Origin of the sequence: Streptomyces sp. NPDC091280 (genome assembly GCF_044768565.1) — a bacterium.
In the GTDB taxonomy this organism is placed as follows: domain Bacteria; phylum Actinomycetota; class Actinomycetes; order Streptomycetales; family Streptomycetaceae; genus Streptomyces.
In genome coordinates, this window is record NZ_JBIVUZ010000034.1 from 1 (window position 1) to 21,658 (window position 21,658).

The following is a 21,658-nucleotide window of genomic DNA, read 5'->3' on the forward strand; positions in this document are numbered from 1 at the left end:
GAAACGAGAAAATGGCAGGCAGAATTCAAGGTGAAGGGAAAGACGTGAATGACATCGATTTAGGCGCCGGGCTAAGCGTCAATGACATCTTAAAGGCGCACAGTGAAATGACCCGCGAGGAATACGCGGAATTCATGAAAGCGGAAGACGAGAGGTTCATGAGAGAAGAAGTGAAGGACGAATATTAGAAGAGTGAGGCTCTTAGCCTTCATTCTGCCGAATCGCTTTCCTTTGGGCATCACGTCTTTGTCATCCGATATCGAATCTCAGGTGCACCGCGGATTCCCTTGGGTTTCGTTTCTCCGGCGGATTCTGTGACGAGTGGTCAGCGTTCCTGAATGGGTGCTGCGTTCGAGGGCATCTCGGGCCCGCTGGGGTGGTCTCATGTCGACTTGTAGTCGTCTCACGCACGCCTCGGATGATCTCGGGCGCGCGGGTATCGGTCTCGGGCGCGCTTGGTACTGAGGTCACTGAGGGCACTGCACTCACTGAATCTCAGTAGATGCAGTGCCCTCAGTCTCGGGCACGTTTTCGAGGCCGCCGAACCGCCCTCAGTCGCCTATAAATTGGCAGCCCAAGGCGACAGAGGGAGACGGGGATGGACAGCGAGCAGGACGGCCAGGAGCAGCGCGGAGTGCCGCGCGCAGACGCGGCCCCACCACCGCCTCCTGTGCTCCCGCCGAGGCCGCCGGCTCCGCCTGGTGCGACGGTCCATCCGCTGGTCACGTGGCTACGGATGCCTCGGCCCACGGCTGGCCCGGGTATCTGGCGTGCTGGGCACAAACCACGCACGGCCGAGGAGCCCAGCCGGGTGTCGACGCGTCAGCTCCTGGTCGGCGCTGGCGGGTCGGCGCTGGTGGGATGGCTGGTGTGGTCGCTGCTGTGGAACGGCTACCTGGGTGAGTACTGGATCTGGCCCCTGATCCTGATCACGCCAGACGGACAGTTCCAATCGACGTACTTCGTGATCGCCAGTTGGACGTACTACGCCGTCGTACTCGGCGCCATCGTGGTGTTCTGCGCGCGCCTCGGCGGGTGGGTGGAGGTACTGCGCCGAGCGCGGGCCGCCGTACGGCAGGCCAACGTCAACGCGGCGACGGCCGAGGGTGCGCCGCCGCCGGCGCCGGAGTCCGATCCGGCGCTGTGGCCCCAACTGCGGGCGGACGGCGCTGTTGCGGTGGCGGACGTCCTCGCCGCCGAGCTGCGCGAGGGCCGGATGAGCGACGTTGACTATGCGCGCATTGATCATGCGTGGCGGACCGGTCGGGCGCGGGCCGAGATCACCGAGGCGGTACGGGTGCACGGCGCCGCTGCCTGCGCTCACGGATCGGGTGCGCGGGACCTTCCGGCCCGCGCGGCGCGGCATGACCTCCCGCTGCGCCAGGTGCGGATCGGGTCGGCAGCCGACTCCCCACGCAACCCGTACGTCTACCGAGGCGCCGGGATCGCCCTTGACCCGGCGGTGCTGGGGACGTCGGCTCTGGTGGTCGGCCCGTCAGGGCGGGAGCCGGCCGAGGGCATCATGGGGCCGGTCACCGAGTCGTTGTGTCTTCAGGCTCTCGCGGGTCAAGCCGCGGTGGTCGCCGTGACGTCGGCAGGCTCCGCAGCGCCCCAGCACCGTGCCTTCGACGTGGTGCTGCGGGCCGGTGACCCCAGCATCGCGCACAGCCTTGATCCGTACGCAGGCCTGGACGACCCGGACGAGGCTGCCTCGGTGCTGGCCGAGGCCCTGGTGGGCGACCTCGCCGAGGTCGGGCACGACAGCCGATGGGCCGTTACGGCGCTGGCGCAGCTCCTCGGCCCGTGGCGCGCGGCGTACGGCCAGTTCCCCGCGATCCAAGATCTCCGCGACCTCCTCGACAGCGAAGCCGTACGCGCCGATCTGCGGGCCGTTCTGGAAGGCAAGCGTGCATCCGCCCACCTGCGGGACCTGGACGCGTTCGAGCGGCGCTCAGCGGCTCCTGGGGGTGCTGCGGAGACGTTGTCCAACCGCGTGGCGTTGCTGGATCGGCCAGCCTTCCATTCCTTGCTCGCCGCGCCCGGGTTGGGGAGCAAGGCGGACGGTCGTTCGGTGTTCAGTCTTCAGCACCTTGACCGGCCCGTCCGGGTACGCATTGATCTGCCGGAGGGGGTGCACACGGATGCCTCGCGTATTATCGCGCGCCTCGTACTCGCGCAATTCACGATGTGTGCGACTTCCCGCCGAGATCAGTCCCTTTTCGCGTTCCTCGTTCTTGAGGACGCTGTCCAGACCGTGACGCCTCATTCCCTGCGTGCGCTACAAAGTCTCCGGCGGAGCAATGCGGGTGTGCTGTTTTCCCTGCGGAGCCTGAACGATATCCCCGACGTGTTGAGGGATCACCTATTGGCTGCGGTGGGTTGTCGTGTCGCGTGTGTGGGTGTGAGTTCGTGGGATGCCCAGCATTTCGCCACGGCGTGGGGAACTGAGTGGGTGGAAACGGAAATGATTACTCACCGGCAGGTACGCGCCGAGCATCCCGGTACAAAGGTTTGGCATGCGGTGCGGAAAATGGTCACCGGCCAGCATGTGACTACCAAGTCGGTCACCATGCGTCGCGAGGAGCGGCAACGGTGGTCTTCTTCGCAATTGGCGAATGATCTGCAAACGGGGCATGCCGTTATTTCGCTGACGGCGGTGACCGGTGAACGGATGCCGCCGATACTGACCAAGCTGGGCGGATAAGGATTCCGCATAAACAGTAAAGGGGTCTGCGGTCGACCGCAGACCCCTTTACTGTTTCCGTATACGGCATACGCGGATCGCGTCAGTTGCCGTCTTTCTTCTTCTGTTGCTTTCCGGTTCCACGGCTGCCATGGGTCGACATTCCGTCGCGGACGCCGTTTACTCCGTTGATCTTCCCACTGCCTTGTCCGCCGGATCGTCCTCGGTTGTCGTCGCCGCGTCCGCCGTGCGTCTGGATTCCCTGCGCGACGATTCCGGCGGCGGACCCGGTCACCTTTAGGGCGCCTCGGCCGGTCGCCGCTCCGGCTCGTACGGCGAGGCCATTCTTTATGTCGTCCCCGTATCCGGGAACGAATCGGAAGATGGCGACGCCCGCACCGATAGCGATGATGACGACGGCGTTTCCGGCGACGATCACGGTTCCTGGTTCCGATCCCTGCCCCTGAGTGAAAACGTCGGCGATTCCCAAGGCGATTTCAACGACCGGCTTTAGCAGGATGACAGCGATCATGACACCGGCCCACATGCGGACCTTGCCCCACAAGTCGCGGTCGACGAGCGCTGTGTAGACCACGACAGCGAGGAGCGCGCCGAGGTAAAGGGCGGCTGCCCGCAGTACAAGTTCGAGGCCGAGAAGACCGGCCGCAATCATCGTCACCAGAGAAACGACGATCAGCACGATCGGGCCGCCGCCGACAATGTCTCCGTCGCGGCGCAGGATCTCGGTCAGCGTCTTAAAGAGGCTCGGCATGCTGCCGTTGGAACCGGTCATGGCGTTGGTGACCGAGTCGACCGCGCTTACGATCACCTGGAGCGTGAGGGGCGTGAAGGCCGAGGCGATCACGGTGAGCCAGAGAAAGCCCACCGCCTCACCGAACGCGGTGGTGAGCGGCGCCCCGCGCATGGCGCGCTTGGCAACGGCGATGAGCCACAGGACGAGCGTCAGCACCGTGGAGGCCGCGAACACTACGGCGTACTGCTGAAGGAACTTGACGCTGGTGAAGTCAACGGTGGCGGACCCGTCAAGCGCGTGCCCAACCTGTTCGACCGTCCAGGCCGCGCCCCGGGCGAACGAGTGGGCGAGTGAGCCGAGGGGATCAAGGGCTGCGGTCGGGTCGGTCGAGGTGGACTTGCCCTCGCACGCGTCCCGTGCGACGCCAACGACGCCGGCGCACGGGTCGGAGGACGGCTCGGCAAGCTGCATCTGTGTGGCCTCCTGGTGGGGTTCGTCTGATGGTCTCAGGCCTCCGCGCGAGGGCGGAGCAATTCGGACGGTCGCCGTTCGGCCGATCAGGACCGGACGCCCCCGTTCAGCCGCCCCGGAGGGCGCTTCCGGCGCGAGAGGGGGGGGTGTCGCTGCATGATCGGATTGATTGGTTTCCGCAGGTCAGCAATGGTTTCTTGATCGGCTGCCCATTGGCGTTGATCGGCTGCGGTGAGCCGATCAGCGCCAATGGGCAGCCGATCAGGAGTCGTCCGAGGAATCGTCCGAGGAGACGTCCGCGAGGGCCTGTTGCACCGCGGTCGCGTAGTAGCCGCGGGGCTGTCCCTCTGCCTCGGTGATCTTCTCCGAGGACAACACCGTGCCCGCGTCGCGCAGTTCGCGGGCGAGGGTTTTGCCCAGCTCCCGCAGGCGCCCCTTGTCGTCGCGGTCGTCCCACTTCGACCACTTCGCCGCGTCGTCCTTTTTGAGGTAGATGTGCACCTGATCGAGGGTCAGGTACTCCGGGTCGTCCTCGGCGACGAACGCTTCAGCGATGACGAGGAGGACGTGCGGCACGTCCGGCTCGTCGTCGTCCCCGCCGAGGGCCGGACCGGAGCCGCCGGCCGCCGCCAGGAGCTTGTTCCACTCCTTGATCAGACCCGCCTCGGTCAGCGTGTGCGTGACGTCGGGCAGGCCTGCCGCCGCCCGCTCCGCGCCGATCCGCGCGGCGTACTCCGAGGTGATCTCGCGGAATTTGTAGCGCACCGGTCGCTTGGGCATCCCGGGCAGGCCTTGGGCGTAGATCTGTCCGGCGTCGCCGATCTCGGTATGGGTCGCAGGCTGAAGGAGATCAGAGCGGTATCCCTCGCCGATTGATCCGCCCCCGAGAAGTTCGGTTACGTCGACCCTGCGGCAGGCCCCAAGAATTTTGCCCGGCATTTTCGGCCCGATAGCGTCGCCCAAATAGTCCTTAGTTCCCCACTGAGAGAATCCCTCGAACCAAACTCCCTCTTTACGGCCGATAAGAATTGCCCTGATGAGTTTCTTTTTATTCTTATCGGTGAGCTGCGGCCATTCGTCCATGTGCACGACGAATGCGGGATGTTCGGGGCTCATCCGCCATTTGTTGCCCCATCCGTACGCCTTGCGCTGACGGGCGCGGGCAGAGCACAGCTTGATCAGGAAGTCGAGGACGTTGCCGATCAGCGCCTGGTCCATGCAGGCGTCCAGCGTGATGGCGGGGCCGAGGTCGCCGACGCCGGACCCGGCGGGGTCCAGGTTGATCAGGACGGCGTCCCGGGTGGACGTGACGGCCTCGGCCAGGGCGAGGGCGATCCCGGACTTACCGCTGCCGGTGTCGCCCACCATGATCAGCATCAGTCCGGCGAGGCTGAAGGCGAGTTCGCTCGCGTCCATGCCCACGCCGAAGTCAAAGGCGTCAGCGATCGAGGTGGACAGCGGCGCCCGGTACGGGACTGCGCCCACCAACTCGGGCGTGAACGGGTCGCGCATGACCATGCGCAGCGTGCATGTGTCGCCGAAATCCGGGTCGGCCTCGATGAGGAGGCCGGCACGGCGCAGGCGCCAAGCGGTGATCAGCCGCCTGTACGTCTTCTCCTCGTTCAGGTCGTCCGGCGATCCGTCGCGGAACCGCACACGGACCGACCACCCCCACGGCTCGCGGTGCCCGTCGCTGACGGCCGCGAGGTCGCCGCCAACTGCGGTGACGACCCGCCGCACCGCCTCCTCGGCCTCCTCCGCGGTAGCGACGTCAGCGATCGGGTACTGGCGGGGCTCCTCCGGGTTGACGGCGCCTGCGGCGGCACCGGCCTGCGTGGGCAGCGCGAGTTCGGCGCGGGCGAGGAGGCGTTCCGGCACGGGGCGCTGTACGAGGGTCGGCGGGCGCCGGCCGAGCCACCACAGGACGGCCACGGCGGCGGGGAGCACCAGGAGCAAGAGTTGAGGCGCCTTGACGAGGAGCGTGACGAACAGGCCGACCACGACCAGGAGCGCGACGAACCGGCGCGTGGACCCCTTGCGACGAGCGCTTTTGATCTGGCCGTCAGTCGGCTGGACGGCTTCGAACGGGGTCTTCCGCAGGCTTTCGAGGGCCCTCGTACGGCCCTTGCGCTCCTCGCGCAGCACCTTGACCTGCTGGCGCTGCTCCGCCGTCCAGCCATCCTCTGCGCCGATGAGTTCCAGTCGGGTGATGCGCTTGTGGACGTCCGCCAGTTCCTCGGCGGCGGTCTCGCGCAGCTCCTCGAACGCGCCGAGCTGGCGCTGGACGAGGAGCCGCCGGATCTCGTCGTCACTCTGGTGTCCGGTGGTCAGGGTGTGGCGCAGGCTCGCCCCGACGTGGCGTGCGCCGTAGCCGATCCGGGTCACGGTCGCGCGGGCGAGGCCGGGAGCGGGGGCGGTCTCCTCGGCGGTGTCGGCTGGCGCCTCGGCGGCCTCGGGCGCGGCCGGGGCAGGGGACTCTGCGGGCGGGGTGGTCTGGTCGCTCATCTCGGGCTCTCCGGCGCGTTTCGAGGTGGCTCGGGCGCGGCCCGGACGGGTGGCTTCCCGTCCGGGCCGCTCGGGTCGGTCAGCTGAAGAACGGCTGTTGGATGCCGACTTGGCCGATCCAGTTGATCAGCGGGACGAGGGTGACGGCGCCGAGGAACGGGCCCAGGGTCAGACCGCAGGGCGCCCCCCACAAGATTTCCTTCTTGGGCTTGTTCTTCGCGGACTTGATGATGACCACGAACAACACGATCATGACGAGCATGATCACGGCGCCGTACGGTGTCAGCGTCCCGAATTCAGCCGGGCGCGAGATCTGTACGTGGGTGGCTCCGGTTCCCTTTTCGAGGGCAACGTCACCGGCCTTTCCTACGCCATTACGGGCCCAGGAGAGGACAGTTCCGATGAGTCCGCCCGCGCAGGCACCCGCCGCCGCAAAGGTCGCGGCACCCATTCCGAAGGGTGCAATCTTCGACCAGTCACGGGACTTGCTCTTGAAATAGAACCATGCGAGTCGGGCGGTCAGGATGAGAATCCCGACAGTGAACATCCCGAGAGTTACAGTCTTCACTCTTAGCCCCCTACGAGCACTTTGCCGAGTCCGAAAATGATTGCCACTGGTGCGTAATACGCGAGTCCCACAGGAAGGCCCCACGTGAGGAGCCGAGTTGCCTTTCGCTCGACTCGCAAGTGCCATCCTCCGATGACAGCGAAACCGAGGAACGTAAATCCGCAGGCGGTACCGAATTCGAATCGCTGCGACGCGAGAAAAATGGTGTACGCCGGTCCGACCGACCACAGGGCGTCAACGAATGCTTTCCCGTTGTCGGAGCGCTTCCGCATTTGGGTCAGCCACGTGAAATCCCAGTTGGACTCTTTGGGCGGCGGGGCCGGAGTCGCCGCGTCCCGCAGGTATTCGGCCGCATACCGAAGGTCGGCCGCCGCGTCCGTGAGGGAGTCGCGCTCCGCCTGGCGGTCGTCGCCGGGGTCCGCGCCCGTGCTCTGCGCGCTCCACCACGGCTCGTCACTGCTGCTGCTCACTGCGGCCTCCCTGCCGAGGCAGCCGCGCCGACACCCAGGACCCGCCACAGGTACGCGCGCACCCGCAGCTCGTCACCGCCGAAGGCCGGCCACGACCGCCGCGCGGGGGCGGCCGGAGCGTAGGTCCACTGGTGCCGGTCGGGGGGGAGGGTGACTCGGCAACTGCCGGTCGTCGTACGTCGGGTCATACTGGTTCTGCCTCTCTGTGACGCGCTGTCAGTTCTTGGGAGGGGGGTCCGGCGGGGGCCCAAATCCCCTGCCGGACCCGTCACGGAGCGATCACGTCCCGTGAGAGTAGGCGGCCTGCCCGTGCAACGGGTCGGCGCGGTGGTCGTAGCCGGAGGCGAGGAGCCGTGCGGCCTCGTCGCGGTAGCCGGAGGCTGTCCCGTTGGCGACGCCGATCACCTCCTCGATGCGGGCCAGGGGCAGGCGCAGGGCCGATCCGTCCGCCTCCGTGCTGATCAACCGGGCGGTGCGCCGGATGTTGCGCTCCCGTTGATTCAGGCCTGCCGCGTCCTCGGCCGCGATAGCGGCGAGTTCGGCGTGCGCGGCGGCGGCACGGTCCTCGTTCAACTTGCGCAGGGCGGCGGCGGCCCCGGCCTCGGCCTCGGCCTTGTCGCGCTTCGCACGCTCGGCCTCGGCCGCAGTGGCGAGGGCCTGTCGCTGCGCTTCGGCGGCCTCCTGGCGGCGGCGCACGTTCTGCTGCTCGATCAACAGCGCCGACTTGTCGTCCTCGGCCGCCTTGAGACGGGCCGCCGCCGTGCGCGCGGACTCCTCGGCCTCTTCCTCGGCAGCCGCGCGGCGCTGCGCCTCGGTCGCGGCCCGCTCAGCAGTGGTGCGTGCTGCCGAGGCCTCAATCCCGGCGGTGTCGGCGGCGGCGCGGGCGCGGTACTCGGCCGCCTGGCGCTCGCCGTCGACCTGAGCCGTCAGTACGTCCACCTGCCCCTGTTCCCTCAACTCCTCTGCGGTGTCCCTGAGTTGGGCCATGCGGTCGGCGTGCTGTAGGGCGCGCTCGTCGGCGCGGGCCCTGTGCTGGCGTTCCGCGGTGGCTTGGTCGCGTGCGGTACGGCGCTTTTGCTCCGCGCTGCGCATCCGGTCGGGCAGTGCCAGAGCCTCGTCGACACTGACGCCGTAGGGGGCAAGCAGCTCGGGGAGGCGATCCAGCACGGTCACGGTCTCGTGCTCGTCGAACGTCTCGCCCCTGTCGTCGGCAGCACGGCGGGCTGCCTCGATCTGCTCGCGGTAGGTGATCCACACTCCGTGAATCGCCAGTTCGCGACGCATCTTCCGAGCGTCGGCGTACGACATGGGGTGCGTCTGAGCCGTACGGAACACCCACCAGGTGGTGGGGAAGCGCAGCAGCCAGTCCGCGAGGGTGAGGCCACGCTCGCCGGACTCCAGGAGTGCGGTACGGGTGATCAGGTGCCGCGCCGCTTCGACAAGTAGGACGTACGCGATGGGCATCGCGGCGTGCGCGAGGAGCCTCCCGGGGTCGCTCTGCGCGACCTCCCACACCCCGGGACTGCCGGACGCGCTGTCGGCCGCCGCGAGGATGTTGAGCACGATCGTCACGGCGGTGGTGATGTGCGCCGCGACCAGCAGCATGGGCTTGGGCATCCTGCGCCAGGCAAGGACGAGCGCGATCGAGTACAGGGCGACGATCAGACCGTCTACCCCGATCGGAAAAGCGTAGGAGCCCCACGATCCGAACCCCCAGCCTCGGGCCGCGCGGACGAGCGCGCCGTACGAGAGGGTGAACCCGACCGCCGCGACGGTCAGGCCGGCCAGGATCGCGACACCAACGACCGTCCACATGATCCTGGTGAGGCGGCGGCGCGGCACGGACGATGGCTCGGCGCTGGCCTCGGCGGCGCGGCCGGAGTCGTTCGCCTCGACGGCCGGAGCCTCGGGCACGGTTGACTCCGGCTCCGGCGGACGCCCGGGGGCGGCCTCGGTGCGCGAGTCGGTCATGGTGGTCACGCTGTCCTCCGTTGTACTGCGGGCGGTGATCTGGTCGGTGAGGGGCGCCCCGGGCCGGAGTCGATCCGGCAGCCTCACGCCGTACTCCGGGGCAATGCATGTCAGACGTCGCGCTCCCGCAAGTCGGCAGCGGCTCGACGGTGGCGGTCTGCGGCAGCCTGGTACTGGGCAGCTGTGGCTGAGCGGTTGCTGATCAGCGCCTCTACGACGGGGCCGGTGCCTCCCCGTTCCCGCAGGGCGGCGGCGTTCTTCGCGTACGTGTCGGCCTTAGCCTGATCCCGGCGAGCGGCCCAGTCTCGGTTGTCGGCCAACATCCCAACGATGCTCTTCTTCGTCACAACGGTTCCTCCTGGTTGGGGTGCCGCCGGTCGGCGGACGTGTCCCGGGCCGGAGTCGATCCGGCAGCCTCACGCCGTGTTCCGGGACTGTCACGCGGTGGCTCCGTCCGCCCATCCTGCGGCGGGTGCGCTTCCGGTGACGAGGGGTTTCAGTGGGACGTGTGGGTCAGCGCCTCCGGCCGAAGATCGAACGGCGACCGCCGCCGCTCCCTACGGCCCGCGAAAACCCTTGGGTGGCATCCGAGTTGGCCCAGCCCTGCCGGTCCGCCTCGGTGGCCGACTTGGACGCGCGGCCCATCTTGTAGTCGCTCTTGCCGTGGTCCGCAGGGTCGGCGAACACGAACGCGAGGGGGTTCCTCATCGGGCGCCCCCGCCGGTCGTGCGCGGGATGCCCTGCTGCGCGTGGACGCTGGCGTTGGCTCGCTGGACACTCGCGTCCGCAGCGCTCACCTGGGGGTTGCTCGGGGGCTCGGGAGTCTTCAGCGAGTCCAGGTACTCGGTGACGGTCTTCTTGGTCACCGCGTCTCCCTCGGCTCGCCGTTCCGGGGGGTGCCGGGGACGGGCCTGGGCTCCTGGGGGAAGTGACCGCCGCGCGAGGGCTGGTAGACGGTGGGCTGCCCCTTGTCGGCGTACGGGCCGCCGGGCGCGGTGCTGATCGGGGGACGGTCCTTCAGCGCCATGTCGTCCCCCCGATCACGGGGCGGCTGATGATGACGCGGAGAACACTCTCCGGCTCCGGCTCGGGGCCGCGGGCGTCGTCCTCGCGTTCCAGGTCCTCGATGAGGCCGGCGAACACTCGATCCTTGGTCAACACGCCCGGGGGCGTGGCGATACGATCCACGATGGATCGCCCTCCTATGCACGTAGGTGGGGTGATCAGGCCCTCGGCACGGTTGCTTCCAACAACCTGCGGTGCTTCCAACACCGCCCGGGGGCCGCCCTCGTTTCCGGGGCGAGCACCACCCTGACACGAAAACACCCTTGGGTGCAACTACTCACACCGACGGGTTTTTATGACATGCTGTGGCGCATGAGCGAGAGCCCCGAGGACGAGAAGGCAGCAGTGCTTCAGGCGCAGGCCGACGCGCTACGCGCCGTGAAGGCAGCGGCAGAGGAGCGAGACAGGATCGTCGCCATGGTCACCGCGCTCGCGAACCATGAGGTGGAACGCGCGTCCATCGCCGCAGCGCAGATCGGCGCCAACCGGACCCGCATCCGGGAGAAGGCGGGCGTATCCCCACGCGTGATGTACGAGTGGTTCGAGCGGGCCGGCGTGTCCGTGCGCCCTAAGCGCCCGCCGGAGGGCAAAAGCTGAATGCACCCAGCCCGTACCTGAGTGCCCAATCTGCACAGGGCGTAGGCTCATCGGCACCACTAGTGCAAAATTTGGATCGCGCAACATGATCCAGAAATGCGAAACGGCCCCTGTGGTTGGTCGCCGGGGGGCCGCTCGCGTTGCTATCAGCTTCGGGCCAGCATACCGGGCGCACGCGTGTTACGCCTAGCAGCGGTTCGGGGCAGGAAGGATGTTCTGCCCATGTCAGACAATGCGCCCCCGGAAGGGCTCGTTCATGAGGGCCCTCGCGGCTTCTCCATGACCCCGGGTTGGGTCGTGAAGAAGGCGTTCAAAGACGTCTGGCTCTACGACTGGCTGCGCGCCAGGTACGGCGGGCTAGATGGCATCTGGCCTGGAATCGACACGATCGCAGCGGAATTCGACGTGAGCCGATCCACCGTAGAGCGCACGATCCGGCGCCTGGTCGCAGCGAAGTGCATGGAGGTTCGCCCCCGGTATCGAGAGGACGGGTCGCAGACCACCAACTTGTACGTGACGAAGTTTGACGAACCGACCGACTGACCAACGGCATGTTCATGAGGGGCCCCGAGCGGACGCTCGTCGGGGCCCCTCAGTCATGGAGGACCGACCGCCCCTGTCATTCCTGACGGGGGCGGTTTTTGCGAGGTTGCGCAGCCCTCCGACCCCCTGTCATTCCTGACAGGGGGTCCCCTGTCATTCCTGACGGCCCCTCCCCCGGCAGATCTGATGGGCCCCCTCCGTCAGATCTGCCGGGCAATACAGACAGAGTTGATCTAGAGAAAAAGGGAAGCAGATGGAGGTTGAACTAGAGAGATCATCGAGAGTGCTACGCACTCTCTGATCTCTGGGGGGACTGCTCCTCGCTTCGCTCGTCGTCCCTTCGGGATCGCCTCCCCCCAGACCCCCATAGACACGTTCGCTTCGCTCACGCAGGTCTCGGCAAGCCGAGCCCCCGTGTTCACGTGGTTGATTACCGTTGAGCAAGCTGCAACTACCTCATCTGGGAACAGCAACCACAGGACGCGCGTGGGCGCGCGCGTGAAGGGCTCAGCATCAGTGGCATCAACGGTTTACTCCCGCATGTCACAGACAGACACCCACATGACCTCTGGCCGGGCTTCTCTGCGTCGATCACCGGCTACCGGATGAATCCCTCGCAAGGTTGGGAGTTAGGCGCCCACAGCGGCGTACAGACGTTTTCGGTTCGCTGTCGTAAGGGTTTTGAGGGCGAGTCAGCCAGTCTCACCGGGTCGGCGGTCGTCAGCCCTGCCGACAGAAACGCCGTACTGCCCCCACTGAGGCTCAGTAGAGGCAGTGGGGGCAGTACTCGGATGAAGGACGTCAGACAGCCGGTGGGAGGGCGTCCAGGGCGAGATCCCACGGGTATTCCTCGACGCGGCCGTGCTTGGGCTGGTGCGGTACGAACCCCTCGTCGTGGTCGTCGTCCAGGAGCACGCGCACTCCGGCCTCGCGCAGGGTGGACACGGCGCGCGGCAGGGCGGGGTGCCTGGCCTGCGCGGCGTTGATGTACGGCAGAGCGACGATCGGCAGACCGAGGCCTAGGCCCTCGGTGAGGAGGCCGAGGGCGAGGGCGTCCGCGTGACCATCGCTCCATTTGGTCAACGAGTTGAGGGTGACGGGCGCGGCGAGGAGGGCGTCAGCGTCGGGTAGGACGTCGCCCTGCGACGGCAACTTGTAGGTGTGGCGGACGGGATGGCCGGTGAGGTCGCGGAGCACGGCAAGGCCTTCGGGGTCCTCGGTCACCCACCTGTGGGCGGACGGGGTGAGGATGAGGCAGACGTCCCACCCGCGGCTCTGTGCGGTGCGGATACCGGTGGTGATGTGCAGGACGGGCGGGGCGGCACTGGAGATCAGATACAGGGTGCTAGTCACCCGGGCAGTCCACAGCGAACGGCGAGTGCCCGCAAGCGTCGCTCTGCGCCGCCGACGCCCAAAAGCCGCAGGTCGTCAACGAGTTGGCGGGTCCGGGGACGGCAGTGGACCTCCTCTTCTGCTTCCTTCTCCGCGTCCAGGAGCGTGTCCACCGCCGTCTCGCGCTGCCCGGCCTGCGCGTACGCGCGGGCGAGGTCGGCGAGGTGGTGGGCGCGTCGCTCGCGAGGGAGGGCTGCGCGGTCGTCGGCGGTGATCTCCATTGCGACGGCGACGGCGTCCGCGCCCTGCGACAGCTGCACGTGCGCCGCGACCCGGTACAACCGGACGTTGGTCTCACCGAACGCTGTGAACAGCGCGTTCCCGTCGCCAGCGTCGCCGAGTTCGGCCGCGTGCTCGGCGGCCTGGTCCAGGAGCTGGGGGACCGCGCGGGCGTCGGCGGCGGCGCGGCGGTCGTCGCGCGCGGCTGCCTCGGCTGCCACCGCCCGAGCCATCGACGCTTTGAGGTACAGCATGCCCAGCGTGCTCAGGCCGTCCGCGCCCCGCGCTTTGAGGTCTGGTTCGAGGCGGGCGGCGGCGGCTACGGCGAAGTCGGCGGCGGCGCGGGCCTGCCCGTCGGCGGTCATCGCGTCGGCCAGATGCCGGCAGGCCGACGCCATGATGACCGGGCAGCCCGACCGCTCGGCCGCGCTCACGGCACGGTGGCCGGCGATCGTGGCGAGGCCGCTGGCACCGAATTTGATCGACGCGGCCTCGGTCAACTGCAACACCATGGACAGCGACCGGTACGCCGCTAGTTGGTCGTCGCCCTGGTGGCGGGCGGCGGCGCGGTTGGCCGCGACGAGGAGTTCGGGCACCAGGCGGCCGAGCGAGGCGAAGTGGCTGGCCTGGAACGAGTTCCAGCCGTAGCGGACCCGGGCGCGCAGGACGTCGACCGGCAGGGGGTCGGCGGAGTCCGAATCGACCGTGCCCGTGATCACGTCGTGGCTCTGTAGAACGGTCCGGATGCGCTCCAGCTCGGCCGCGTCCACGCATTCGACGGCGGGCCCGTCCGTGAGCAGCGCGAGGAGATCGACACTCAGCACGCGGGCCGCGTCCTCCAACACGGACAAGCGCGGGTCGGCCTGCCGGTCGCCGGATTCGAGGAACTGCACCCATCGTTTGCTCTTGCCGCCCATGAGGCGGCCGAACTCGGTCTGCGTGAGGCGCCGGCGGTCACGCCAGTAGGCGATACGGCGCCCGATAGCCCTGGTGTCCATCGAGATCTCCGGGACGGACGGAAGAGGCGAACAGTCTGTTCGCCTACCTTCTGTTGTACGCCCCCTACCGTGCGGATATGGCCAGTTCAGAGAAGACCACCCCATGGGTCGACTCCTTCCTCGACCCGGACGCCGAGATGGAGCGTCGGCTGAGTGCCAGCGGCGGCATGATGGCCACGGTGTTAACCGAGGCTGGAAGGATGTGGGACGCGGTGGTGATTGCTCCCCTCGAACGCGGCCTCGCTGCGCTCGACTCCCTCGGTCTTCCCCTCGACTCGGGGTACGGCGTGTACGCCGACTACCGGCGGCACGAACTGATCGTGCACGTCGCCCCGGGCGCCGCCGGGACCGACGAGCGAGTCGACGTCCAGGGCGTGCGGGCTCTTTCGCGCGGATCATGGGTCGTGATGCCGAGGAGTGGCTACGGCACATGGGAAGCTGCCTGCCTCAGTGGCCCAACAGGTCGATTCCCGCGCTACGTTGATCCCGCCGAACTGCGCGCGGCCGTCCTCGCGGTTGACGAAGAACGCGCCGCCCGCACCTGCGCCCCCTGACTCCACGGGCGGCTCCTCCCCCCGTGGGAGCCGTCCGTGGACCCCCGCCCCCGGAGTCTCCGCGCCTTGGCTCCGGGGGTTCGCGCGTGCTCGCCCCCTCCCGCGCAAGGCGAACACTCTGTTCGTCCTCGTCACGCCCGCCCGCCCGTACCGTCCCGTCATGGCGCATCACAACGACCCGCAGCATGAACGCGGCCCTTCCGCGCACCTCCCCGTGGTTCACCCCGGCGACGACGTCGCCGGGGTCCGGATCGGCCGTCCGCCCGTGTTCGCCCGCGATGTCGTCCGGTCCCTCGACCAGGCGACCGAAGCCGTGGGTGCACTCGCAGACCGTGGGCAGCCGAGTGACGTCTCGGTGTCCATGTTCACCGCCCTGGTGTGTACGGGGTCGACACCCGCCGACGCTCTCCAGGCCGCGGCCGACGTCGCGCGGCAGTCCCCCGCCCTCGAACCGCACGGACTCGCCCTCGCGAGAGTCCCCGGGCCGGTCGACGGCATGTGGGAGTGGACCATCACCATGACCGTGAGCGCGCGCGACCCGCAGACCGGCGAGTACGGCGGGGCGACCCATCACGCCGACCGGCCGAGGGGTGAGCGGTGACCACCCGCACGTTCCGCTTCCGGCAGTTCGAGATCTCCACGCAGTCCGGCGTCACGGCCGACGAGTCGGCGGAGCCGGAGTTCGAGGCGGTGTGCGTCTCGGGCGACGAGAAGGAGTGCGGCGAGGAGTCCGGCCTCCTGGCGGACGCCGAACACCTCGACCGGTGGATGGCCGAGCACACCCGCGACACCGGGCACCGCCGCTACCGCAGGACGTACGGCGAGTACGCGACTGTCGAGCCGGGGGCGTGGCTGTGACCGTGACCGAGGAGCGACGGGCCATGCTCTGGCAGCGCGCCGAGCGAATACGGGTGGTTGTCGACAGCGCCCGTGCCGTCCGCGCGGCCCTCGCCGAACAGCGTGCCGGCCGCGCCGAATCCACGGGCCGGTAGGCCCCTCCCCAGTGCCCCAGACCGTCCCCCTGCGGTCTGGGGCACAGTCGCGTACTGACTGTGCTGATGTTCAGTAGCCGCAGTACCTCACGTGCCGTTCTCCGGACACGATCGGGCGAACGGCCGTGGCCGGGGCGTCGGCGCTCCCGTTGGTCCGGGCATGAAGAAAACGATCATGAGCGTTGCTGTAGTCCTCCTCGTCGCAGGTGGGACCGCCGCCACGGCGGGCACGGCCGAGGCGACGCCGAAACCGAGGGCGTGCAACACGGACGGCGCCGCCGCGCAGCTCCACACCACGGGCAGCGCCGTGTACCTGCGGGCGGACAAGCGCACGTCGTCCCCCTCGCGGGCCCTCCTGGCGCGCAACACCGACTTCTACGCCTACTGCTGGGGAATCGCCGGAGATCACGACTGGTGGGCGTACGGCAGGGTCGTGTCCGGGCCGTACGACGGCCGCGAGGGATGGGTGCGAGGGGACTACGTCGCCACCGGCTACCGCCACGGATAGTCAGTAGCCTAAGTACCCTACTGGTGTTCAGTAGGGCACGTGACCGCAGTAGTCAGACCGACGATTCCAGCCGATAGAAACGGCATTCTGAATACTGATTCAGTATTCGAGATGCTAGGCTGTCATCCATGAGTCAAAGTCTCAGCACCGAGGAACTGCTCAGGCTCACCGTGTCCGCGCTGATGAGCCGGACCGGTGAGCGTCAGGGCGACGTCGCCGAGGGAATCGGACAGGCGCAGGCGCAGGTCTCGCGCAAGCAGTCCGGCCGGCAGCACTGGACACTTGACGACGTCGACCGCCTCGCCGCGCACTACCGCCTGCGGGTCCTCGATCTCCTCGCCGGTCCCACCCACGCCGTGACCGCACTCCCCGCCGAGCGGCTGCCCACCGCCGCGCAGGCCTCTCTCCCGCTCGCTGCGCACCCCGCAGCGTCTACCCGGAGCCCTGCGCCCGTGCCGCGCAGCGAGGCCCTGAGCGGGCCGTGTGTGCTGTGCGGAGAGACGGCCGCCGACGCGGTAGAGGGCATCTGGCAGCACCTGACGAGCGAGGAGTGCGCCGAAGCACTGGCCGCGGCCGAGCCGATCGGCGACTACCCCGAGGACGAGCACCAGGAGGAGGAGTTCGCCCCCACGGGTCCGGGGGAGCCTGCGGTGCCCTACCCCGGCGACCCGCAGTCCGAGGAGCCGCCGCTTGTGGCCGATCCGCCACAAGCGGCGACCCCGACGTCGGCCGCGTCGGAACCGGCGGTCGGACCGGCGGAGCCTGCACTGTCAGCTCGGCCGCGCCGCGCGCCCGGGTACGCCTCCTCGTCGCTCGTTGACCGGATCAACGCCCGTGTGCGGGACGTACTGACCGAGTACAAGGGCGACCTTGACGAATCAAAGACCGCCCTAATTAAGTCCGCTATTCCCGACGTGATGGAACTCTTCAAAGCCTCCCGCGTCGGTGGACGATACGAACACTCGGAATTCCCGCCGACGGACGGGATTCTCAACAAGAAATCACAGAAGGGGTCCGACGAAATTTGGGAGGGGCGCCCGAAGTGGCGCAACAAGGAAGTCGTCGCCGCAGCGAAGAACGGCGAGGAAATCGAAGTGACCGCCCTCGACATGAACGCGGCCTACCTGTCCGCGCTCAAATGCTGGCTGCCGATCGGCCGGTTGCAGGAGGACACCAGCGGCACCCACAACCCCAGGAAGGCCGGCGTTCACCTGATCACCCCGGCCGAGTGGGACCACCCCGACCTCCCCAACCCGCTGGGCAACCGTATGGAGCCTGGGGAGCTGTGGGTGACGGAGTCCACGCTCCGGCTCCTCCTGGACGTCGCCCGTCCGGTCGTCGGCAAGGGGGGTGCCGTCGTACGGCCCGCCCTCGCCGAGGCCCCCGTGATCCACCGGTCCCTGGTCTCCGGCGCCACGGAATCGCTCCTCGAAAAGCTGCGCCGCGCCCTCGCCGAAGCGCGGAAGAATGCCATTGCCGAAGGCGACGAAATCACCCTGGAATACGTGAAGTCCATGTATTCTAAGTTCGTGTCCACCATCGGAGAATCCAGCAGCAACCGGGAACTCCGCCGACCGGACATGATGCACATCATCCGCTCAAAGGCATTCGCCAACCTCTGGATGAAGGCCGAAAAGGCACGCGCCCACGGGCTGACGGTCGTAGAGATCTCCGGCACGGACGAACTCCACGTGGTGGGTGACTGGCGGAATGTGTTCCCGGAGGGCCGAGACCTGAACCAGGTCAAGGAAAAGAAGACGTACACCCTTGGGGGTAAGCGCTGATGGCCGGATCATCGGGACTGTGGGACCAATGGGGCGAGTTCCAGAAGTACAACGCGCAGGGCATGAAGGGCGGTGAAGCCCTGATTATGGAACTCAACCGGATCGTCTACACATCCGGTATCTCCTCGCCTGTCACATCAAAGCGCGGAATGAATGCCCGCATGCGCTACCTCAACAGCGCAAAAGGCCGTCAGGCAATGAGGGATCAAGGCATCACCGACCGCGCCATGAAAAATTGGTACAAGGGCAAGGCATCCCCCTCGGCCGAGAACCGGCAGAAGATCGACAATGCCTATTGGACCCGGCGGCGGGAAAACCTGATTCGTTCCGGGTGGCTTAAGCGGCACCTCGACAACAACGGCGCGGGCCGCCGGATGGAGATTTACCCCGTCGACCAGAGCGCGGTTCCCACACCGCACTACCGCCCCAATGTGAACCAACGATCAATCACCGTCCGGTACATCTGGGCTGACCTGGTCGACGCGTGGGCCGATCAGAATGAGGACCTGATTGACGAGATTTGGGAGGACGTCATCTCGGATCTCGACTCCGACTATGCGGCCTACGCCTACATTTCCTCGGTCGGAATCGGAGCCTGATTCCCGACCTCCTTTGCGCCGCGCGGCCCGAGGCCCGCCGACCCTTCCGGCCGGCGGGCCCTCGGTGCTCATAGGGAAGATCCTGCTGTCTCAGGCGCAGGCCTGCGGGCGCCTCAGCCGCAACCGCCTTATGCCACCGCGAACCGGTGGCTACCATGGCCACCATGACTGTCACCACCATGACCCTGCGCATCCCTGATGAACTTGCCCCCTCGATCAAGGCCGCCGCCGCCGACGCCGGCCTGAGCGTGAACGCCTACGTGGTCCGCGCTGCGCGCCGAGCCGCAACCCTCGACGCCGGCCGGCAGCTCGCCGCGCTCGGCCTCGGCGACGACCTGGTGGGCGAGGGCGACACCCTGTGATGAATCGCGGTGAGATCTGGACTCTGGCTGACGGCCGCAACGCCCTGATCATCAGCCTGACCGGCCTGGAAGAGACGTACGGAGCAGTGCTCGTAATCGTGCTGCACGACAGCGGGCGGTACCCGGACACGGCCATGTCGGTGGTGATCGGCGACCCGATCCCGTGCACCGCGGTCGCCGTCAACATCACTCAGTTGCGGGTTGACCGGTTCGAGGGCGCGAAACTCCTCGGCCCCGTCGACCCCGCAGCCATGGCCCGGGTGGACCAAGCCCTGCGCGCCGTCCAAGACCTGTAGCTGTCCCGTCCCTGCATCCCGCACCCACTTGGGAGCCTCCGTGCCACGGACCGACGTCTTTCCCCCTCTCCCCTCCGTCCCGAGTCCGCTGGTGCCCGTCACCGACGATCCGGCATGGACGTACACCTCGGCCTGCGCCGGCGGCGGAGGCATAGCCCTCCTGCGCGTGTGGCGTACAGCCGACGGCGGACACCTCGCCATCGTCACCGAGAACGGCATCGCCGTGAGCATCACGAACGCCGCCGAGGAGATCGGCGCCGCGCTCGCCACTCACTACCCGGGCCCCCTCGTGATCCTGGAGCACTACACGGCAGGCGACGGCGCGGCCTACGACCGCCTGGACCAAGTCCTCACCCTTCCGGGCCGGGCGTCCCGATGGCGGCCGGTCTGGCCCATCCCGCCGGCCAACCCCGACTTCGAACTTCACCAGGCCTGGATGCGCGAGTACGGCAGCGCCCTGCTGACCGCCCGCGCCCTGTAGGCCCCGTACGCGGCTCTGAGGCGCCTCGTAGGGCGTCCTCGACCCCACTGCACCTACTGAACATCAGTAGGTGCAGTGGGGTCAGTCTTTGTGGGGGCCGGTGTCGGCGAGTGGGGTACTGACCCGCAGTAGCCGCAGTACCGTACGGGCATGCCCGTATTGCGGATCGCGCTCATCAGCATCAAGCCAGGGGTGGGGAAGAGCACCACAGCCGTCTTCCTCTGCAAGAGCCTCCAAGAACTCGGCGTCGAACCGGTGCTCGGGGACGCCGACAAAGGCGCGTCGTGCCTCGGCTGGATGCAGGACGCCGAAGGCCTCGGCTTCCCGGTGGTCGGGCAGGCGATCACGACCCTGCACCGCACCCTCCCCGGCCTCGAAGACGGACGAGGCGCCGTGGTTGTCGACGCGCCGCAGCTCGAAGACCACGAAGCGATTGCACGATCAGCTCTCGCATATGCGGATGTGTGGATTTTCCCTCTGGCTCCGGGAGGAATGGAAGTCCGCCGCACCATGCTGCAACTCCGCAAAAAGCTGGATGAGGCGCGAGACTTTCGTGAACAGATCGGACGCCCAAGAAACCCAATGTGCGAAATGGTTCTACTGACGAGAACGAATCGCCCCTACGCCACAAAGACCGGACCGGATGCCGAATTCAGGGAAACTCTCACGAAGAGAGGATTCCGTGTCATGCAGACCGTCATTGCATTCAATGACGATCTGTACCGACAGGCGTACGGCTTCAAGATCGAAACCAGCGGAACAACATATCCGGCGGCAGCCGAGGAAATCATCGCTGAATTGGAAAGGGCACAGGCATGACTCGCCGAGGAGATAAAGACAGGTTCGGCGACGAGGAAATGCCCGTCACAGCAGTTGAGGAGACGATCCGGACCACACCGATCCGCGTCACGGTCGACATCTCGCCCGCCCTGCACAAGGCACTCAAGCGCTGGTGCAACGGCGCCGCCCTCGACCTCGACCTCACGGACGTAGCCCTCGCCGGAGCGGCCCGCGCGCTCGTAGCCGAACTGACCGAGCCCGACCCGACCAAGCAGCTCCCCGGCCTCGAAGAGCGCGTCAGAGCACGGCTCAAGGCCGGCGACTACACCCACACCGCGCCCACTCAGGCTCAGGCGGGTTCCGCGGCTCCTCGGTCTCGTCGTCGCCGCACTGCACGTACTGAAGCTCAGTAGGTCAAGTAGCCCCAGTACCCCACTCAGGGCCCGCCCCGGAACGCCGGGTGCGGGCCCTTCGAACTGCGCTCGCCCTACGGCTGCGCTGGCCCCCTCGCCGCAGGGCCGTGCACCACGGTTTGGGCTGATGGGGCGCAGCAGTAGCCCTCTCTCCTGGTGGGGGTCCTGGTGCGGCGCCACGGTGCCACACGGCGCCCCGGGGCCGCCTCCGGCGCCGGACCCCTCCGGGGCCCGGTAGGAACCGCCTCCGGCGTTTCCGAGCCCCGGGGCGCCGCGCGGCCTCGCGGACCTCACCAGGACCCCCACCAGGAGAGAGGGCGCCCCCATGCCCACACTGTGTAATCACAGGCGTAACTACCACTTTGAGGGTGAAACGTGCCGATATGCCAAAGACCTAAAACCGGGTGACTCTGTAGGCGTAGTTTCCGGCGCATTCGCGATCGTCTTGGAAGTTAGTCCGGCTGAAGAATCTGGATGGACATCGGTACTTCTTGACGCGTCATGTGACGGCGCCACCCTCGTCCCCTCGGAAAAGATTCTCCCGGTGCGTCCTATTGATGGAGTCGACCATTAGGAAATACTGATTCCGATATCGGTCTGTCTCTTAAATGAGGCGGACCGATATCTTATTAGCCCTGCCATTTTCTCGTTTT

28 protein-coding genes are annotated in these 21,658 nt (G+C 67.5%); 16 read left to right on the top strand and 12 right to left on the bottom strand.

Features of this window, described 5'->3' with window-relative positions; all coding sequences use genetic code 11:
• Both ACIQPR_RS48705 and ACIQPR_RS48710 read left to right on the top strand, forming a co-directional pair.
• A partial coding sequence (locus ACIQPR_RS48705; protein WP_403664174.1) for a hypothetical protein occupies positions 1 to 188 on the top strand: 188 nt, incomplete at its 5' end.
• A gap of 623 nt (positions 189 to 811) precedes the next feature.
• On the top strand, positions 812 to 2,704 hold the full coding sequence (locus tag ACIQPR_RS48710; RefSeq protein WP_403664177.1) for an ATP-binding protein: 1,893 nt from the start codon (positions 812 to 814) through the stop codon (positions 2,702 to 2,704).
• 82 nt (positions 2,705 to 2,786) lie between these two features.
• On the opposite strand, the gene ACIQPR_RS48715 is transcribed toward ACIQPR_RS48710, so the two are convergent.
• From ACIQPR_RS48715 to ACIQPR_RS48760, 10 genes are all read right to left on the bottom strand, one after another.
• Complete coding sequence (locus ACIQPR_RS48715; protein WP_403664180.1) at positions 2,787 to 3,908, bottom strand: hypothetical protein; 1,122 nt, start codon at positions 3,906 to 3,908, stop codon at positions 2,787 to 2,789.
• A gap of 261 nt (positions 3,909 to 4,169) precedes the next feature.
• Positions 4,170 to 6,413, bottom strand: a complete 2,244-nt coding sequence (locus ACIQPR_RS48720) for a hypothetical protein (protein WP_403664183.1) — start codon at positions 6,411 to 6,413, stop codon at positions 4,170 to 4,172.
• A gap of 79 nt (positions 6,414 to 6,492) precedes the next feature.
• Positions 6,493 to 6,960: a hypothetical protein gene (locus tag ACIQPR_RS48725; protein WP_403664186.1), complete on the bottom strand. Its 468-nt coding sequence runs from the start codon at positions 6,958 to 6,960 to the stop codon at positions 6,493 to 6,495.
• A gap of 23 nt (positions 6,961 to 6,983) precedes the next feature.
• Complete coding sequence (locus ACIQPR_RS48730; protein WP_403664189.1) at positions 6,984 to 7,451, bottom strand: hypothetical protein; 468 nt, start codon at positions 7,449 to 7,451, stop codon at positions 6,984 to 6,986.
• Between the two features lie 279 nt (positions 7,452 to 7,730).
• The gene (locus tag ACIQPR_RS48735) at positions 7,731 to 9,422 is read right to left on the bottom strand and encodes a DUF2637 domain-containing protein (RefSeq protein ID WP_403664254.1); all 1,692 of its coding nucleotides are present in this window, start codon (positions 9,420 to 9,422) and stop codon (positions 7,731 to 7,733) included.
• A gap of 110 nt (positions 9,423 to 9,532) precedes the next feature.
• Positions 9,533 to 9,769 carry a hypothetical protein gene (locus ACIQPR_RS48740; protein WP_403664192.1) on the bottom strand — a complete coding sequence of 79 codons (237 nt, stop codon included), beginning with the start codon at positions 9,767 to 9,769 and terminating at the stop codon, positions 9,533 to 9,535.
• A 166-nt stretch (positions 9,770 to 9,935) separates the two neighbouring features.
• The gene (locus ACIQPR_RS48745) at positions 9,936 to 10,130 is read right to left on the bottom strand and encodes a hypothetical protein (RefSeq protein WP_403664195.1); all 195 of its coding nucleotides are present in this window, start codon (positions 10,128 to 10,130) and stop codon (positions 9,936 to 9,938) included.
• On the bottom strand, positions 10,127 to 10,288 hold the full coding sequence (locus ACIQPR_RS48750) for a hypothetical protein (RefSeq protein ID WP_403664198.1): 162 nt from the start codon (positions 10,286 to 10,288) through the stop codon (positions 10,127 to 10,129). The genes ACIQPR_RS48745 and ACIQPR_RS48750 overlap by 4 nt, the downstream gene beginning before the upstream one ends.
• The gene (locus tag ACIQPR_RS48755) at positions 10,285 to 10,449 is read right to left on the bottom strand and encodes a hypothetical protein (RefSeq protein WP_403664201.1); all 165 of its coding nucleotides are present in this window, start codon (positions 10,447 to 10,449) and stop codon (positions 10,285 to 10,287) included. Before ACIQPR_RS48755 ends, ACIQPR_RS48750 begins: the two co-directional genes overlap by 4 nt.
• Entirely contained in the window at positions 10,440 to 10,610 is a 171-nt protein-coding gene (locus tag ACIQPR_RS48760; protein ID WP_403664204.1) for a hypothetical protein, read from the bottom strand. The genes ACIQPR_RS48755 and ACIQPR_RS48760 overlap by 10 nt, the downstream gene beginning before the upstream one ends.
• A 189-nt stretch (positions 10,611 to 10,799) precedes the next feature.
• On the opposite strand from ACIQPR_RS48760, the gene ACIQPR_RS48765 reads away from it, so the two are divergent.
• Positions 10,800 to 11,084, top strand: a complete 285-nt coding sequence (locus ACIQPR_RS48765) for a hypothetical protein (protein WP_403664207.1) — start codon at positions 10,800 to 10,802, stop codon at positions 11,082 to 11,084.
• 222 nt (positions 11,085 to 11,306) lie between these two features.
• A complete protein-coding gene (locus tag ACIQPR_RS48770; RefSeq protein ID WP_403664210.1) occupies positions 11,307 to 11,627 on the top strand; it encodes a hypothetical protein in 321 nt (106 codons plus the stop codon).
• Between the two features lie 801 nt (positions 11,628 to 12,428).
• Here the strand turns inward: ACIQPR_RS48770 and ACIQPR_RS48775 are convergent.
• Both ACIQPR_RS48775 and ACIQPR_RS48780 read right to left on the bottom strand, forming a co-directional pair.
• Complete coding sequence (locus tag ACIQPR_RS48775; protein WP_403664213.1) at positions 12,429 to 12,980, bottom strand: flavoprotein; 552 nt, start codon at positions 12,978 to 12,980, stop codon at positions 12,429 to 12,431.
• Positions 12,977 to 14,236 (bottom strand): helix-turn-helix domain-containing protein, encoded by a 1,260-nt coding sequence (locus ACIQPR_RS48780; protein WP_403664216.1) that lies wholly within the window; start codon positions 14,234 to 14,236, stop codon positions 12,977 to 12,979. The genes ACIQPR_RS48775 and ACIQPR_RS48780 overlap by 4 nt, the downstream gene beginning before the upstream one ends.
• Positions 14,237 to 14,313: 77 nt before the next feature.
• Between ACIQPR_RS48780 and ACIQPR_RS48785 the strand changes: the two genes are divergently transcribed.
• The 12 genes from ACIQPR_RS48785 to ACIQPR_RS48840 all read left to right on the top strand — a co-directional run bounded on the left by ACIQPR_RS48785 (position 14,314) and on the right by ACIQPR_RS48840 (position 21,005).
• The gene (locus tag ACIQPR_RS48785) at positions 14,314 to 14,790 is read left to right on the top strand and encodes a hypothetical protein (RefSeq protein ID WP_403664219.1); all 477 of its coding nucleotides are present in this window, start codon (positions 14,314 to 14,316) and stop codon (positions 14,788 to 14,790) included.
• Between the two features lie 160 nt (positions 14,791 to 14,950).
• Positions 14,951 to 15,391 (top strand): hypothetical protein, encoded by a 441-nt coding sequence (locus ACIQPR_RS48790; RefSeq protein ID WP_403664222.1) that lies wholly within the window; start codon positions 14,951 to 14,953, stop codon positions 15,389 to 15,391.
• The gene (locus ACIQPR_RS48795; RefSeq protein ID WP_403664225.1) at positions 15,388 to 15,648 is read left to right on the top strand and encodes a hypothetical protein; all 261 of its coding nucleotides are present in this window, start codon (positions 15,388 to 15,390) and stop codon (positions 15,646 to 15,648) included. The genes ACIQPR_RS48790 and ACIQPR_RS48795 overlap by 4 nt, the downstream gene beginning before the upstream one ends.
• Positions 15,639 to 15,782: a hypothetical protein gene (locus ACIQPR_RS48800; RefSeq protein WP_403664228.1), complete on the top strand. Its 144-nt coding sequence runs from the start codon at positions 15,639 to 15,641 to the stop codon at positions 15,780 to 15,782. Before ACIQPR_RS48795 ends, ACIQPR_RS48800 begins: the two co-directional genes overlap by 10 nt.
• Positions 15,783 to 15,957: 175 nt before the next feature.
• Positions 15,958 to 16,290: an SH3 domain-containing protein gene (locus ACIQPR_RS48805; protein WP_403664231.1), complete on the top strand. Its 333-nt coding sequence runs from the start codon at positions 15,958 to 15,960 to the stop codon at positions 16,288 to 16,290.
• Positions 16,291 to 16,418: 128 nt separating this feature from the next.
• Positions 16,419 to 18,074, top strand: coding sequence for an acyltransferase (locus ACIQPR_RS48810; protein WP_403664234.1), 1,656 nt, complete (start codon positions 16,419 to 16,421; stop codon positions 18,072 to 18,074).
• Positions 18,074 to 18,673 carry a hypothetical protein gene (locus ACIQPR_RS48815; RefSeq protein WP_403664237.1) on the top strand — a complete coding sequence of 200 codons (600 nt, stop codon included), beginning with the start codon at positions 18,074 to 18,076 and terminating at the stop codon, positions 18,671 to 18,673. Before ACIQPR_RS48810 ends, ACIQPR_RS48815 begins: the two co-directional genes overlap by 1 nt.
• Before the next feature lie 164 nt (positions 18,674 to 18,837).
• Positions 18,838 to 19,035 carry a toxin-antitoxin system HicB family antitoxin gene (locus tag ACIQPR_RS48820; protein WP_403664240.1) on the top strand — a complete coding sequence of 66 codons (198 nt, stop codon included), beginning with the start codon at positions 18,838 to 18,840 and terminating at the stop codon, positions 19,033 to 19,035.
• Positions 19,035 to 19,331, top strand: a complete 297-nt coding sequence (locus ACIQPR_RS48825) for a hypothetical protein (protein WP_403664243.1) — start codon at positions 19,035 to 19,037, stop codon at positions 19,329 to 19,331. The genes ACIQPR_RS48820 and ACIQPR_RS48825 overlap by 1 nt, the downstream gene beginning before the upstream one ends.
• Positions 19,332 to 19,371: 40 nt before the next feature.
• A complete protein-coding gene (locus ACIQPR_RS48830) occupies positions 19,372 to 19,812 on the top strand; it encodes a hypothetical protein (RefSeq protein WP_403664246.1) in 441 nt (146 codons plus the stop codon).
• Positions 19,813 to 19,962: 150 nt separating this feature from the next.
• Positions 19,963 to 20,631 carry a hypothetical protein gene (locus tag ACIQPR_RS48835; protein WP_403664249.1) on the top strand — a complete coding sequence of 223 codons (669 nt, stop codon included), beginning with the start codon at positions 19,963 to 19,965 and terminating at the stop codon, positions 20,629 to 20,631.
• A gap of 38 nt (positions 20,632 to 20,669) precedes the next feature.
• Positions 20,670 to 21,005, top strand: coding sequence for a hypothetical protein (locus tag ACIQPR_RS48840; RefSeq protein WP_403664252.1), 336 nt, complete (start codon positions 20,670 to 20,672; stop codon positions 21,003 to 21,005).
• The last annotated feature ends 653 nt before the right edge of the window (positions 21,006 to 21,658 follow it).